This is a genomic window from Paenibacillus sp. RC67 (genome assembly GCF_030020805.1).
Classification (GTDB): domain Bacteria; phylum Bacillota; class Bacilli; order Paenibacillales; family NBRC-103111; genus Paenibacillus_S.
This window is the reverse complement of sequence record NZ_CP125098.1, coordinates 2,985,888-3,001,223: the sequence shown is the minus strand read 5'-3', so window position 1 is coordinate 3,001,223 and position 15,336 is coordinate 2,985,888. Positions and strand designations below refer to the sequence as shown.

The 15,336-nt window shown below is 44.5% G+C and carries 17 protein-coding genes; 1 reads left to right on the top strand and 16 read right to left on the bottom strand.

The genetic code is table 11. The features are described 5' to 3' along the window. Positions 1-10 precede the first annotated feature (10 nt). From QMA13_RS13720 to QMA13_RS13690, 7 genes are all read right to left on the bottom strand, one after another. Complete coding sequence (locus QMA13_RS13720; protein ID WP_282942066.1) at positions 11-1,231, bottom strand: MFS transporter; 1,221 nt, start codon at positions 1,229-1,231, stop codon at positions 11-13. A gap of 153 nt (positions 1,232-1,384) precedes the next feature. Continuing rightward, positions 1,385-1,978 carry a TetR/AcrR family transcriptional regulator gene (locus tag QMA13_RS13715; protein ID WP_282942065.1) on the bottom strand — a complete coding sequence of 198 codons (594 nt, stop codon included), beginning with the start codon at positions 1,976-1,978 and terminating at the stop codon, positions 1,385-1,387. Between the two features lie 118 nt (positions 1,979-2,096). After that, positions 2,097-2,945: an alpha/beta hydrolase gene (locus QMA13_RS13710; protein WP_282942064.1), complete on the bottom strand. Its 849-nt coding sequence runs from the start codon at positions 2,943-2,945 to the stop codon at positions 2,097-2,099. 135 nt (positions 2,946-3,080) lie between these two features. Beyond that, on the bottom strand, positions 3,081-3,335 hold the full coding sequence (locus QMA13_RS13705; protein WP_282942063.1) for an HPr family phosphocarrier protein: 255 nt from the start codon (positions 3,333-3,335) through the stop codon (positions 3,081-3,083). Positions 3,336-3,524: 189 nt separating this feature from the next. Continuing rightward, positions 3,525-4,967, bottom strand: coding sequence for a nicotinate phosphoribosyltransferase (locus QMA13_RS13700; protein ID WP_282942062.1), 1,443 nt, complete (start codon positions 4,965-4,967; stop codon positions 3,525-3,527). Between the two features lie 71 nt (positions 4,968-5,038). After that, positions 5,039-5,572 carry a cysteine hydrolase family protein gene (locus QMA13_RS13695; RefSeq protein ID WP_282942061.1) on the bottom strand — a complete coding sequence of 178 codons (534 nt, stop codon included), beginning with the start codon at positions 5,570-5,572 and terminating at the stop codon, positions 5,039-5,041. A 27-nt stretch (positions 5,573-5,599) separates the two neighbouring features. Then, positions 5,600-6,370 carry an NUDIX domain-containing protein gene (locus tag QMA13_RS13690; protein ID WP_282942060.1) on the bottom strand — a complete coding sequence of 257 codons (771 nt, stop codon included), beginning with the start codon at positions 6,368-6,370 and terminating at the stop codon, positions 5,600-5,602. 192 nt (positions 6,371-6,562) lie between these two features. Here QMA13_RS13690 and QMA13_RS13685 point away from each other — a divergent pair, with 192 nt between their 5' ends. Beyond that, positions 6,563-7,456, top strand: a complete 894-nt coding sequence (locus QMA13_RS13685) for an AraC family transcriptional regulator (RefSeq protein ID WP_481858170.1) — start codon at positions 6,563-6,565, stop codon at positions 7,454-7,456. A gap of 28 nt (positions 7,457-7,484) precedes the next feature. On the opposite strand, the gene QMA13_RS13680 is transcribed toward QMA13_RS13685, so the two are convergent. The 9 genes from QMA13_RS13680 to QMA13_RS13640 form a co-directional block, all read right to left on the bottom strand. Further along, positions 7,485-8,729, bottom strand: coding sequence for a serine hydrolase domain-containing protein (locus tag QMA13_RS13680; protein WP_282942059.1), 1,245 nt, complete (start codon positions 8,727-8,729; stop codon positions 7,485-7,487). Positions 8,730-8,736: 7 nt separating this feature from the next. After that, on the bottom strand, positions 8,737-8,949 hold the full coding sequence (locus tag QMA13_RS13675; RefSeq protein WP_282942058.1) for a hypothetical protein: 213 nt from the start codon (positions 8,947-8,949) through the stop codon (positions 8,737-8,739). Between the two features lie 107 nt (positions 8,950-9,056). Next, the gene (locus QMA13_RS13670; RefSeq protein WP_282942057.1) at positions 9,057-9,971 is read right to left on the bottom strand and encodes an aminoglycoside phosphotransferase family protein; all 915 of its coding nucleotides are present in this window, start codon (positions 9,969-9,971) and stop codon (positions 9,057-9,059) included. Between the two features lie 6 nt (positions 9,972-9,977). Further along, the gene (locus QMA13_RS13665; RefSeq protein WP_282942056.1) at positions 9,978-10,409 is read right to left on the bottom strand and encodes an NUDIX hydrolase; all 432 of its coding nucleotides are present in this window, start codon (positions 10,407-10,409) and stop codon (positions 9,978-9,980) included. A 55-nt stretch (positions 10,410-10,464) separates the two neighbouring features. After that, positions 10,465-10,815, bottom strand: a complete 351-nt coding sequence (locus QMA13_RS13660) for a hypothetical protein (RefSeq protein WP_282942055.1) — start codon at positions 10,813-10,815, stop codon at positions 10,465-10,467. A 57-nt stretch (positions 10,816-10,872) separates the two neighbouring features. After that, complete coding sequence (locus QMA13_RS13655; protein ID WP_282942054.1) at positions 10,873-11,082, bottom strand: hypothetical protein; 210 nt, start codon at positions 11,080-11,082, stop codon at positions 10,873-10,875. A 230-nt stretch (positions 11,083-11,312) separates the two neighbouring features. Further along, positions 11,313-12,299 carry a lipoate--protein ligase gene (gene lplA, locus QMA13_RS13650; protein WP_282942053.1) on the bottom strand — a complete coding sequence of 329 codons (987 nt, stop codon included), beginning with the start codon at positions 12,297-12,299 and terminating at the stop codon, positions 11,313-11,315. A 358-nt stretch (positions 12,300-12,657) separates the two neighbouring features. Then, positions 12,658-14,184, bottom strand: a complete 1,527-nt coding sequence (locus QMA13_RS13645; RefSeq protein ID WP_282942052.1) for a glycoside hydrolase family 43 protein — start codon at positions 14,182-14,184, stop codon at positions 12,658-12,660. Between the two features lie 17 nt (positions 14,185-14,201). Continuing rightward, positions 14,202-15,332 carry a prenyltransferase/squalene oxidase repeat-containing protein gene (locus QMA13_RS13640; RefSeq protein WP_282942051.1) on the bottom strand — a complete coding sequence of 377 codons (1,131 nt, stop codon included), beginning with the start codon at positions 15,330-15,332 and terminating at the stop codon, positions 14,202-14,204. Positions 15,333-15,336 lie beyond the last annotated feature (4 nt).

Here is a 15,336-nt window from a genome sequence, read left to right as displayed (position 1 = left end):
TTTTTTCCAATTAAACAGCATGACCTCGTACCGTCTCATCCTTAGGCAGCAAGACAGCCAAAATGCCTAAGAGCGGCAAATAAGCGCACAGCTTCATAATGAAGGCTATGCTTGTCGCATCCGCAATGGAGCCAAGAACGGCAGAACCAAGACCACCAAGTCCGAAAGCAAGACCAAAGAACAGCCCGGACACAAGTCCGACTTTCCCAGGGAGCAGCTCCTGAGCGTACACCACAATGATGGAGAAGGCGGACGATAATACAAAGCCTGCGCATACGCACATTACACCTGACCAGAATAAATTGGAATAAGGCAGTAAGATAGAGAATGGCGCGGTTCCCAATATGGACAACCAAATAATATTTCGTCTGCCGTAGCGATCTGCCAGCGGTCCTCCAAAGAACGTACCTGCGGCGGATGCTACCAGGAAGGCAAACAAGAACATTTGTGCGCGTTCCACTGTCAAACCATAATCATTAATGAGATAAAAAGAATAGAAGCTAGTAATACTCGACATGTAAACATGCTTGGAAAATACAAGAAAGACTAGAATCACTATAGCGGCTGTGACCTGCTTCTGAGTTAACAAACTGGTGCGACCCTCAGAACTCTTGGCTTTGGCAGAGCGCCTAGGCTGTATGTTCTGTCGGCTGTACCAGCCCGCTACATAATATTGAATCGCAATAGCTGCGACAGCAGCAAAAGTAAACCAAATGACGCCAAATTGACCCAAAGGAACGAAAATCAGCGCCGTCATGATCGGACCGAGCGAGCTGCCGATATTTCCTCCTACTTGAAAAATCGACTGTGCCAGTCCCCTCTGTCCACCTGCTGCGAGGTAAGCGACACGGGACGATTCCGGGTGGAACACAGCTGAGCCAACTCCCATCGCAATAACGGAGAGCAAAATAACTAGGAAATTAGGGGCTATGGCCAAAGTGACGACTCCTACCAGCGTAAAGCAAACGCCGATGGGTAAAATGTAAGGACGCGGACGTATATCTGCGTACAAACCTACGACAGGCTGAAGGAAGGACGCCGTAATGTTCATAGCAAAGGCTATTAGTCCGATTTGCGTATAGGACAGCTGCAAAGTATCCTTCAATATCGGAAACAAAGCCGATATTGTCGATTGCATAGAGTCGTTCAATAAGTGGACGATACTAATTGCAAAAATGATTGGAAATACAGTTAAGTTCACAGGCGCTGCTGTTGCAGCAGACTTCTCCACGGTTCATCTCTCTCCATTCTGTTTCTAAATTGGGGTTAAGCTCTCCTCCACTATTTCGCTATTCAGCGATTATAGCACGGCTCTCGAGCAAGTCAACCACTAATTTGAAACCTAGAGCGAAATTCCCTGCCCTCCCTTTAGCTTGCTTCTACCTTAATTCTTGGGCTGAAGCGAATTCATCATCAAGGTAGAAAAATCGGAAGCTTGAAATGACTTAGCATCGGATGAGACAAAACCACGCATGCGGAACCCGAACGATAATAAGACGAATAAGTCAGCTGTCTTATCCGCATCCACTGCCAGTGGAATAACACCGTGCTCTTGGCCGGCAAGAATCCATTTCTTCGACATCTCCAGCATAAGCTCATAAAAACGCCGAATTTCCAATATGGCTGATTCATCGCTTTTTCCCAGTAAGTACATAAACACCTGATTCGTAATATCCTGTGAATTCTCCAGCATTGGAAGTACATTAATAATCTGGCTCAGTGGCCCTGATATCTCATGGTTCGATTGGATAACCTCCTCGAAAAAACGGCTGTTCGTCTCTTCAAGTCCCTGCTGGAGCACCATAGCCAACAGCTCGTCCTTGCTTTTCACATAATGAAAAATGGCGCCTTTCGACAATCCCGAACGTTCCATAATGTCACTAAAGGTTGTTTTCGTACAGCCTTTTTCAAGAATCAGCTCCTTGGTCGTATCCAAAAGAAGCTGCTGCGTCTGCTGACGTTTTAATTCACGTTTCATAGTCTCCTCCGAATGCAGTTCATATAGCGGTAGTATACGCTTAATGTTTACATTATACAAACCGACTAACGGTTTGTAAAGTAATCGCCATATTAATTCATTCGTCATTTCTACACAATCAACCGGAGACTTTCAGATTGTTATCGAGAAATCGCAAAATAACAGGTCTTAAATCTACATTAGAAGTGCCGCTATCCTCTCCTGTTGTGCTTCCAGCGGCAACAAATTGACGTGCTAAGTTTGTCTCTTTCAGCTGTTCCATAAAATCTTCTGAGATGTCCACATCATCCGTTTCACTATCTTGATTGCCATGTACAATGAGCATAGGAGACACATCTCCACTGGGTCCCGTGGTATCTGTTAATGAAACATAATCTATCTCTTCCCTTTGGTGAGCCTGTTCAGAAGCGGTAGTGCCAAGTGGAATGCCTTCATAGCTCTGATGTTTCCATGAAAGCAAATCTGTAATGCCGTACAAGTTAACGACACATTTTACTTCCGAGGAATATTCTTTATATAACCCTCCCTGGTTCATAACCGGATGCTTAGCGGTAAAAGCGGCCAACAGCGCAAGATGACCTCCGATGATACCAATTCGCTCCGGATCGATAGGATACGTCCCCGCCAACTTCTTGGCATAACGGACCGCTGTCTTACAATCATACAAATTATTAGGCCATCCCGGCACGACCAAGCCTTCATTCCAATTCGCTACGCTATGAAGCGCGGCTGCCGTTTCGGCGAGCATGGTGACATATCCATTAGCAACTAAACTCGTAGCGATCTCTGCCTTCTTATTCCTATGACGGCTGCCTCCTCGACCGTCAGTATGAAAAATGATAATACAAGGAAAGCGCTCTCCTTCTGCGCCAGCAGGCAAATACACATCCATCTGCTCTTTTCTATCCGGTCCAAGATATAATACGCCCCTCACGATTGTACAGGGTTCGTTTGCCACATGTTCCATCCTAGTTCCTCCATCTCATCAACTGGGATAACGCTTACCTATGTATGGAGACAAGAAAGACCGCTTAAACTGTCAGCGGCCCATCATCTCAGCAGATATTGAATTGAACGTTATGGCAGCCGGCAGATGACATACCTAGTGTTTATCCAATAAAAAGCTCATCGCTTCGATGGCTTCTTCCTCATCACTGCCTTTAGTTTGGATCGTAATTTTCGTGCCTTGCCGAATCGGAAGAAGCATCATACCGAGAATACTTTTGGCATCCAATTGTATGTTTTCCTTCTCAAACTTAATTTTGATGTCCGAGCTGAAGTGGCTCGCCTTTTGCACGATCATTTGCAAATATTGTGGCTGGAAATCGGTGGCAATGGTCATTTCATGAACCCTCATTACGTTTCCTCCGATCCTTATGTTAAGTTCTTCCTGTGCTTCCAACACAAGTTGATGTCATTATACTATAAAACCTTCCAATAGGTAAGCGTTATCAACACAAATATTAATATTTTGCAGCCAATGAAAAAAAAGCTTGAAATCCCAAGAACCATGCGGGTTCCTGGAGTTTCAAGCAATGTGATCGGCCTACGATTTGTACTGGTGAATCAAATCCATTTTTAATTGATACGCTTTAGGGCTCAAGTTAACCGAGAACTCCGCAGGATTCAGCTTCCGCAAGTTTTCCGGCCAGAACAACTTCAATTGTTGCTGATGATGCTTGCGAATTTGATCCAACGTTGGAAGCTCATACACCTGCTTGCCATCTACAAAAATAGGTGTCAATAGAGGCTGAGTCTCGTAGTTATCCACAAATTTGTAAATGTACGGATGCACTTTATCGAACAACTTGAGCTTTTGTCCTTCCACCACATCGGTCTCCCCTTCAAGGGTGACATAGTCGGCAATCGCCCTACCGGTTTCCTTGCTAATGATTCGGTGTACATCTTTTTTTCCAGGAGTCGAAACTTTCTCAGGGTTTCCCGAAATTTTAATTACAGGCACGAGCTCTCCTTCCTTCTCGCGGGCAACCAGCTTATAGACTCCCCCCAATGCCGGCTGATCCGCCGCGGTTATCAATTGGGTTCCAACTCCCCAGCTATCGATTCTAGCTCCTTGGGCCTTCAAGTTGAACATAATGTTCTCATCCAGATCATTTGATGCCACAATCATGACATAAGGCAATCCTGCATCATCCAGCATCGATCTGGCTGCTTTCGACAAGTACGCCAAATCTCCACTGTCCAATCGAATACCACCCATTCTTTTTCCTTGACGTTCCATTTGCTTAGCAATTTTAATGGCATTCGGAACACCGCTTTGCAGTGTATCGTAAGTGTCAACAAGCAAAGTAACTTGATTAGGTAAAGCGGCTGCATAACGTTCGAATGCAATCTCCTCCGAATCGTTAGCCTGCACCCAGGCATGTGCGTGAGTTCCTTTGCTTGGAATGCCGAAGAGCATTCCTGCTCTCATATTCGAGGTGGCATCGAATCCCGCAATATATGCTGCACGAGCTCCCCAAATAGCGGCATCTGCTTCTTGTGCTCTTCTAGTACCAAACTCCATTAATACATCGTCAGGAGCAACCTGCCGAATTCGCGATGCTTTGGTAGCTATGAGCGTTTGAAAGTTCATGAAGTTAAGTAATGCGGTCTCCAGCAATTGTGCTTCGAATATCGTCGCCTCTACCCGGATAAGCGGCTCATTGGGGAACACGATGGTCCCTTCCGTAGCGCTGCTAATATTTCCGTTAAAACGAAACTGCCGCAGCATCTCCAAAAACGCCGGGTCGTACTGCTCCTCTTGTTCCTTCAAAAAGCGAATGACTTCATCATCGAAATTCAAGCTTTTCACATACTCCACTATACGTTCCAATCCTGCAAATACTGCATAGCCATTGCCAAATGGCAGCTTGCGGAAAAACACTTCAAAAACCGCTTTCTGATTTAAGGTTCCATGTATCCAGTGAGCGTACATCATATTAATTTGGTATTTATCTGTATGCAAAGTTAAATTATCGTAATTCATGTTGATCCTCTCCATCCAACCGTCAATTTTACCTTAATTCTTATTGTTTCCATGCTACTGTAGTTAAAACTTTATACTATCGTTGCGCCTAGCGTATGTTCAAAATGACTCAGCGCCCACTCATGACCCGATTCATTAAAACTTGCCACCGCATCCCGATGTACGTAGACCTTAAAGCCTTTATTATAAGCATCCACTGCCGTATGCAGTACGCAAATGTCCGTGCACACACCTACCAGATGAATCTCCTCAATATGACGCGCTCGAAGCTGAAGCTCCAAGTCCGTACCGCAAAAAGCACTGTATCTCGTCTTATCCATCCAGTAAATCCGATCCCGGTCCGCTTCATACTCGTCTTGAAGCTTTCCGTACAGCTCCCTTCCCTCCGTACCGCGAATATTATGAGGTGGGAACAGCTTATGCTCGGGATGATTGGTATCCATTTCATCATGCAGATCGACCGCCATGACTACCCAGTCTCCATTTTGCACGAAATTGTTCGTCAATTCGACGATTCGATCTTCAATGTCAATCGCAGGCTGACCGCAGGGAAGCTTACCGATAACAAAATCCACCGTATAATCAATAACCACTAAAGCTTTCATAGGGCACCATCCTTTTCTTAATTGGCATTAAGTGTATATGGACAATTGAGGGATAAAATCGGTAAAGCAATAGAGCTGTGCGGAACGCTGCGAGTACTTATTCGATTGAAGTGCATTTCCTTTGTCGTCCTTGACCTCCTCTATGATACCTTTCCTGCTCTGTGTGGAAGTAATTTTGCGTATAAAATTTTGCTCTTCGAAATCAGGACATACGGTCTGGATTACTTGGTACAGCTCGCTGATGGTAAACTGCTCTGGCAAAAATTCCTTGGCGATCGTCGTGGTCAGCATTTTTTCGCGAATTTTGTTCAATGCGTCCTGCAAAATGATCCGATGATCGAAAGCAAGTTCCATTTTCAACGCTTCTTCGACGTTAAACAACCGGACATCCGCAGCATCATCAGCCGCTCGACGCTTCTCCAGTAATGTCTCATTCACCAGGGCAAAGAAAGCGTGAGAGATAATCCATCCTCTAGGGTCTCTTTGCGGGGTACTATACACGTTGAAGTATTCAATATGGACACCGTCCACTCCCGTCTCTTCCTTCAATTCCCGCCGTGCACTCTCCTCAATCGTTTCTGTTTCATGAGAGAAGCCACCTGGTAGAGCCCACTGACCTGCGAAGGGCCACGATTTGCGTTGGATAAGCAAAACCTGCAGTTCACGAATCGGAAGCGACTTCTTGACTCCATGGCGTTCAGTCGAGGTGATTGTGAAGATTACAATGTCCGCAGGCGCCCCATCCGGGGTTCGATATTTGCTGGCACTATAGTTGGATTCATTGTCAACGGAACTCATAATATCACCTGTCTTAATTCATATTATCAATTTGATATTATCATTATGACATATATATAGTTTTTGTCAACCCCTTTATTTACCTTTTCTCAGCGTTAACAAAACCTGGGGAAATGATACAAATACAGGCTGTCCACCACAAGCCAATCAATGATAGAATGGATGTATACTTCGCTAAAGGAGGAACCTCGATTGCCGGACATTTTCGGACCCAAATATTATATCGAGAATGACTCTTTTTCTATCCAGTACATGTATCGAAAAGGGTTTTCGACGATGTCGACACCACATTTTCATCCTTTTTACGAGATCTATTATTTACTGCAGGGCGAACGCACCTATTTCATTAACGGTAATATTTATACAGCTCGTAGAGGAGATATGATTCTCGTCAATCCTTACGATGTGCATAGGACAACCAGCTCGGACGTGCAAGAATTTGAACGCGTTTTGATTAATTTTTCTGAACCGTTCATTCCTGCCAACAGTGTTCCTTCCGGCCCGCAATTTCTTCCGTTTGTTCAGGGGTCCCGTTTAATTCGATTCTCCATGAAGGACCAGCCGGGCGTAGAGCATATGATCAGAGAGATGCTGACGGAATGCGAGAATCAGTCGGATGGCTATGTGGATTACGTGAAATCGCTGATGCATCAACTGCTGATTAAAGTATATCGGCACAGCACGGACGGCAAACAAGAACCTCTTAAATTCGCTCATCCTATGCACCAGAAAATTTCTGAGATTGCTACCCATCTGAATGATCATTTTCAAGAAAACGTGACACTCGAACAAATTGCCAAGCAATTTTACATAAGCACTTCCTACCTAAGCAGAGTGTTCAAAAAAATTACCGGGTTTCACTTCCGCGAATATCTTCAATTGATTCGGGTGAAGGAAGCACAGCGATTATTAAGAGAGACGCACGAAAAGGTGTTAACTATTGCTGAAAAAACGGGATTCGAGCATGTTGCCCATTTCAACACAACCTTCAAGAAGATAACTGGAGTTACACCGCTTCGTTATCGTAAGCAAAACAAGACATCAGCTGTAGAAGCCGTCGAGCACGAACGGGATCATTCCATGTAAAGATCATAATGGTAAAAAAGCCGGAAGACTATGGGTTTCCCCTTAGTTCCGGCTTTTCCTCGTCCTTCTCAACTTTATCCGCATGAGTGCCTGTGATTTCAAAATTCGCTTTGTTTAGAGAAACATTCATCGCACAGTGAAGCTCTAACTTCTCCTCTATAAATTTCAGCGTATAAGTAACTATATAGGGAGTTTCAATGTAAACCAATGTTAGTTTTAAAGTTCGTTCGTCTTCCCAACCAGCATAGCTGACCACCTCTTGAAGATGAAGTGAGAGATCTTTTACAAAACGATCTTGGAAGATCACAGGCTCCTTACAATCAAATAAGAGCCGTTTATGGTCTCCATTCTCATAATGGATATGAAGCTCTGAGCCCGAGCCCAGTGGACTGAATTCAATGCAGCGGATACCTTGGGGGTTACCATTCATCCGATAGCTTCGATAATTGGGTGTCTGACATAGATCGTTACCGAATGGATGAATTGGAATCCCATCGGTCATTTTAGAGAGTTGCTGTTGCAGCAGGTCCCTCTCATCCAAGTTCGGAACAATCTCCTCTTTCGACTTATGAATCAAATGTTCATAGACGAGATCCAATAGAACTTGAAGCTCATTCCCGCTGGACAAGCTGGAGGTCGCTGCTATAACTATGCGCTGCTCGGGAGAAACAAAACAGAGCTGTCCAAACGCCCCACCTCCACGAAAGCAACCTTGACGGCATAAGAAAAACTGATAGCCATAACCCTGCGCAGAGTCTGCTCGAACCTCATCTCGGCGGTTATCGCTTTGCTCTTGTGTTGCCAATTCAATATAAGCTTCAGATACGATGCGTCGACCACCGTACTTGCCTTTTTCCAAAAGCATCTGTCCGAATCGGGCTATTCCCTCCGTCGGTACGCTTAATCCCATTCCACCCGCAGTAATTCCCATAGGACATGTTTCCCACACGGGGCGTGATATGCCTAGAGGCTCAAACAACCGTGGCATTAAAAAATCGACCAAGTTTTGGCCCGTTACTCTTTCCAAGATAGCAGCAAGCATGTAAGTCGAATGAGTGCTGTAACGATAATAACTGCCTGGTTCATGCTGAATCTCCTGAGAGAGGAACGCTTTCACCCAATCCTTTTCACTGGCTACATTGCCATAAATATTATCGTGATGTCCCACGTTCATGGATAACAGATGATGGATGGTCATCTTCTCCAGATGGATGGAAGGAGTCTCTGGCAGCTTGTCCGAAAAAAAAGAAATCACCTTATCCTGCAAATCCAAGTAACCGTTATCCCAAGCGATCCCTACCGCTATGGATGTAAAGCGTTTTACTTAAGGAGAACAATAATTGCTGCGTTCCCTCGCGATAAGGCTTCCGCCAAAACTGAGCTTCAACCTCTCCATCCTGCATTAGGATAAAGCTGTTCACCTTGAGCTCCAGCCGCTCTAATTCTGAAAAAAACAGTCTCATCGACATAGGCGTTAGTTTGTCCTTTGACATTGTGGCTCCTTTTGGGAAATGAATATTTCCCAGGCAACCGCAAAATTCGCGGTCCATCATGTATTTTGACGAACATTGTAGCATGGAGGAGTTAGGCACGCTTCACTTTACTTTACTTCCACAAACCACTTGGGCGCCCCGCACTCGATAAAATCATGAGACTCGATAGTCTGAGAGATTTTATGTATTGTTTCTTTGACTCGTTGGCTTTGAAAGCCTCCGATTAGTGTAGCATGCTGATTTAAAGCAACGAATAAATGATATTTCATCCAAAAATCCTCCGGAATTATACCATCAAAATACCCCATTACTTGTCCCCAGGCGAAGTGTGTACTTATAGCACACGTATATTTGGGCAGTTTAAAAAACTCCTCCCATGGGTCGCCCCAGTCGAATCGGCTAAAGTCAATAACGCCAATAATCTTATGTTCCTGAAAAATCAAATTGGAAGGATGGAAATCATCGTGCTGAAAGCATACCATGCTCTCCTTCAACAAATCGAAATGAGCTTCTATAAACCTTTCGATCTCTTTTTGCCTGTGAAAATTGACCCCTAGCTCGCGAACTTTATTTTTCTTTTGCTCATATTTGACATATCGCTTTTCAGCCCAATTCAAGTCTATTTCCGGCACAATCTTATGGATTTTTCTTAATTGTTGCCCGGACTTATACCCTTGCTCTGTTTGTTGTTCAACCGTAAGATACGGTAGTACGATTTCTCCGCTCTCGCCTTCAATATAAGTAAGCAGAATATAGCACAGTCCCAGCTCTGGTACATAGTCATGATGAATCGGCTTCTGACAGATCACTCCATTGTTATAATGCTGCTGGATGTACTTATATTCTTCTGCGCGACGGAGGTAGGATTCCCCATCATAAACTCTCAGTAAGTATACGGCTTTCCCTGACTGATACAATATATATTTCCGCGCGTTGGAAAAGCCTTTATCGATAAACTCAGCCTGATCAAAGTCATACTGGATTCGGATAAGCTCTAACAGCCGTTCCATCTGGTTTTCCACAGTCCATCACCATCCATGGCTTTCAAACCACATTTGCTTATGTTCTCTTTCGATAGCTTTTCGAATATATGGTATCATGTTATTCGGTAATTCCCGTAAGCTGAACCATCGCAGCTCCTCACATTTATGCGGCTCTACATTCGTAATCGTACCTCGCCATGTGTTTACTAACAGGTAGAAATCGACCCATTCAGAGCTTGTATTTTTTCGATGCATCACGCCGACGACTTTGATCTCGGATGGATCGATGTCTACTCCCGCTTCCTCCTTGGCTTCTCTTATCGCTGCAGAGACGACCTCTTCGTTACCGTCCATTCGACCCGCAACGACACTCCATTTGCCATCCATAAACCCTGTATTTTGCCTCTTCAGAAGCAGAACTTCCTCGTTACGATAAAACAATATATGAACAGATCCATACAAAATGGGTGCTCCCATAGTTACCTCCTACAGCTATTAATAGTTCTCAATTTTGTTTTGATAAGTAAGATCGTCATGCTCTAGCAACATGCTCCAATATCCGCGTTTTTACTTCCTCCGGATTATGAATTTGAAAGACGACATTCTCAAATTCATGATGGTTCAACTTCAGCACAACTACATCATTATGGTTCTCATAAGAGATAAACGACCATCTGTCGGTAAGCAGGAATCGCCCTTCTCGTATGTCAGCAATAGATGTCCCCACCCTGAATTGAAGCAAAGAAACATTGAAATCTTCTATTGTTACACTCTGAATTGCCGAGTACGGAATCTCGACTTGCCGTTTAAGCGCCGCCACACTGGTTAAACCATCCAAATGTAATAGTAAGGAATCTTGAGTAAATTCAACTGTTCTAGCCATCTACAACACTCCTCTCAAATCCGCTATTTTCAAAGAAGTATTCCCTATACCATTATTCTAATTAACATACACAAATCTGCAGGTTTGCCTTACATACTTTGCGTTTTTAATTTTAACGAACAGATCTGTGATTTCATCAATAACACCACTTCCGATTAATTCATCGCCACGAAATACAATAATTGGGGTTCGATTGGTAGCAGCGGTATGAAGATGAATCGCTGTTGTAAGTTCACGAAACCCCTTGTAACGCTTAACATCTTTCATTCTATGAGCTCCTGCTGCGGTATTAGAAACCTTATGAATCATGAGTCAATACCATGCGATTGGTTTAAGTTTTCAATTCAGTGTGTAGTCATTCTTCCACCTAGGCAAGAATGTTCCCTTTTTTAAAAAATAAAGGCCCACAATAAGCATGAGCCTCCGACAATTATGAGAGTTCAACACAATGGATTAACTGTTGATATTAATTGGACCTACTAATTTTTTTCCGTATTTTATAGCAGCAGTTCAAGCCATTCTTCCTTTGTTACTGCACCAAAATAATGAGTAATATCCACTTCTTCTAACAGCTGTCTTAGTGCTTCGGTATCGTATTTCAACCCTATAAGCTTAGCAGAAAACTCCTCTGCGTCTCCCACACCGAAAAAATCGCCATAAATTACGGCGCCGCGAATGTACCCTTCCTTAACGTCCAATCTTACGTCAAACGTACCGGCCGGCAATCGTTTCATTGAATGGACATTAAATTCCGGAGATTGTCCGTAATTCCAATCCCAACTGCGGTATCGTCCATCGGCAAGCTTATGAACGGCGGCCCAATCTTCTGAAGACAGCTTGTACTCTGTAGGTTCTGCTCCTTCAAAAATGGAATTCAGCAGGTACCCTCTAAATTCGGTGATCGTCATAGGTTTGCTGAGAAACTCCGAAATGTTAGCGACCCTGCTGCGAACCGATTTGAAGCCTTTGGACTGGATTTTTAATGGATTCACATTTAAAGCCGCTACGACATTCTCGATTTGGGAGTTTAACATCAAGGTACCGTGAGTAAACATGCGGCCTCTAGTCGAAAACTGGGCATTTCCCGAAACCTTGCGTTCCCTTACTTGAATATCATTGCGTCCGGACAGCTCCGCTTGAACCCCAAGCTGGTGCAGAGCCTGGACAACTGGCTCGGTAAATTTGCGATAATTGCTGAATGATTTCCCATCATCCCGGGTAATGAAGCTGAAATTCAGATTTCCAAGATCATGGTATACCGCGCCGCCACCAGATAGCCTACGAACGACATGAACCCCATTGGCTTCAACATAATCGCGATTTACTTCCTCCGCTGTATTTTGATTTTTCCCGATGATGATCGAGGGCTCATTAATATAGAACAGCAAATAGTCGTTCTCTATCGGAAGGTTTCTTAAGGCATATTCCTCCAGAGCCAGATTAAGCGCCGGGTCTGTGATGTTCTGATTGTTAATAAACAGCATAGTCCAAATCCTTTCTTTGACTCTCTGAAGAGACTAAATTTATACTATAAGCATATCACAGCGCAGCTACATTTGCTTTAATTGAGTCACTTATAGCTAGCTGGAGTCTATACAGTAAATCATTTTGAAATAATGAGGCAATAGGTTGAGAAGAAGAAGAGAGTCGGTTTTATCTTCTTTGTTGATTTTTTTGGAGAAATACTAAAAAACTCCGAGTCAGTCCCGATAATATAGAGGGTCATTATTATATTAACAACAAAGAATTTGAGCAGCAAATTCGAGAACTATCGAACATAAACCATAATAAAAAACGAAAAAAAAGACAGCGTTGATAGCTGTCCCTTTCCTTCATCTTCCGTTATTTTTCAAATTCATACCTAAACCAGTCTACATCCGCTGCAATTCTTCTGTCGGAGCTACCACTGCTAGTATAAAAGCCTACCATCGTTCCTGTAAAAGCTTTTTTCTCCATGGTCCCCTCATCACTAAGGAAAACAGCATCCGGAATGGTCCCGAGCAGCCCCCACGTCCTACCATCCCTACTGTAATAAAAGGATCTAGCTTCACGTTGAACAGCCACCTTCAAATACAGCTCTTCTCCGTCGGCAAGGTCAGCCTCTTTCAGATCCTTGGTGATGGAAGCGCGGCGCTCGATCAACTTGATCTTTATGCCATTGTCATACATCACACAGAGCTTAACAAAGCATCGAGTGTCATAATAGCACACAAGACCTGCCTGTTCGCCGTCAACCTCTGGATGAAACTCCAGCTTCATACTGGCTTCATACACATGATGCTGCTCTCTGCGAACCATAACATTTTGGGCTGCGATACTATCAATGTCCGAAGCACCGCTCCATAACCTCAGGTAACCTGGCCGCTCGATCAAAGACCAACCGGTGGGATCCGGGTTTCTTACAAACTGCCAATGCAGGGGGAGCTTATCATCGTTAAAATCATCAAATCCTGCAAATGGATAAGGATGCTCCTCTAACAAAGGTGCGGTTTGCACATTGCTTGGACCCTTTCCTTCATTTACCCTAAACCATCCATCCGCAGTCCATTGAACCGGTTCCAAACAGGTTTCTCTGCCGAGCACACTATAATTTCCGCCAACAGGCCTCCCGGCTAGATGAACCATCCACCATTCGCCATGCTGAGTTTGCACTAGCTTGCCATGACCAGCCCTCTGGATCGGAGCCGTCGGATCGGATTGAGTATGTACCGGATTATGTGGACAAGATTCATAAGGTCCTGTTAGCGTTCTGGAGCGTGCAACCGTTACGCAATGACCGTATTCGGTACCGCCCTCCGCCAAGATGATGTAATAATATCCGTCCTTTTTCAATATATGAGGCCCTTCAGGAGAAGCTTTTCCCGTTCCTGGCCACAGGAATACGGGCTCTCCTTCTGCCGCGGTCATAGGCTCATTCAATTTCTGCAGCTTTGCACCCCCGCCTCCATAGATCATGTAGCGGCTGCCGTCATCATCTATAAACAGCGAAGGATCTAACCCTTCCTCATTAATAATAACTGGTTTGGAGTAAGGTCCTTCCGGCTTATCCGAAGTCATTACTATGTTATGTCGGCCAGAACCGTGCAATCGTAACGTAGCCATAATAGTAAAAGTACCGTCATGATAAGAGATATCAGGTGCCCATATTCCGTAGGAATCCGGCAAATCAAATAAGGGAATGTCTTCACTGTTTGTAATGGCATGTCCAATATACTCCCAATTCACAAGATCCCGTGAATGAGAAATAACGATCGCTGGGAAATATTGAAAGGTCGAATTAACCATATAATAGTCTTCACCAACGCGCACTATGGAAGGATCTGGATGAAATCCGGGCAGTACAGGGTTTGAATACGTTCTAGCTGTCACTTTTACCGACTCCTTTTTTAGTAATGAGCTTGTATCGTTTGTATGAAAGTGTCGGTTAACGGATGAAGCGGTTGGTGTTCTACGCCTGCCAGCTTGTGACAAAACTCACGTATTAAGAGAGCCTGCGTCCCAGCATTCATATCGCCTTCAATCCTTCCCTTTCCGATAGGAACTGGAATTGGCATATAGGGATAAAATTCCCCTTCCTTCACTTGGGCTACGTTAGGGGCAGGCGGTGATTGATGAATTTCTCTTGAAAATCCACCGTCAGCACGAAGCAGCTTGCGCATATTGGCAATCGTGATCTGGATGATCTCTGCCAACTCCTCCTGAGGAATAGTCAGTACATGACCAAAAGTCCCTAGCAAATCGATCGGATTGCGGATCCAGCACATATCTCTGGCTTCATCCTCACGCAGACATTGCAGTATCGTTTCATAAATTCGTTCCACATTCGGTAATGGTACCTCGAAATGCGTATAGAACGCGCTTAGCTTAAATGTACCCGAGATGCGGATATAGCGGTTTCCTTCGCCCCAAAAGCCCGTTTCCGGATCTTGGATAGAGGCAAAATAAGCCTGGCCAGCTGCAATGAACTGCTTACGTTCTGCCTCCTCCATCTTGGCAATATGATGATTGGGTGTCCCCATAAAATCGCAGCCTCTCCAGCTATTGCGCAGATCGACATCTTGCAACCAGGCCACATAGGTTTCCGGCGTCTTTAAGTAATCTGGGCGTGCTTGCGATTCATGCGGCAGCGGGTATTGCGGAGCCGATCCTAATCTGCGAAGGGAGCCGGTACTGTAGCCAAGCCCTCTCATGACCATAACCTCGTCCTTGCGCATATTTGGATCCGCATCATAGAAGTAGCCAGTCACAGGATCCTGTTTCTTCTGGAAAAACGTCACGATCTCCTGCTTCATCGGTTCCGGCAAGCTGTTCGATAGGCCAGAACGAGCCAATATGTTGAGAGCTTGTGCCGTCGATTCGATATCAGGAATGAAGTTCTCTATTTCGAACGAGCTTTGCGCGTAATAGAACCCGCCGGATGCTGGATCATATTGCCCTGCCAGCCAACTATAAAAATCTGTGAATAACGTATCCATTTCGGTTAATAGCTCTTGAATCTGTTGCTGTGAAGTTGTCATTGCC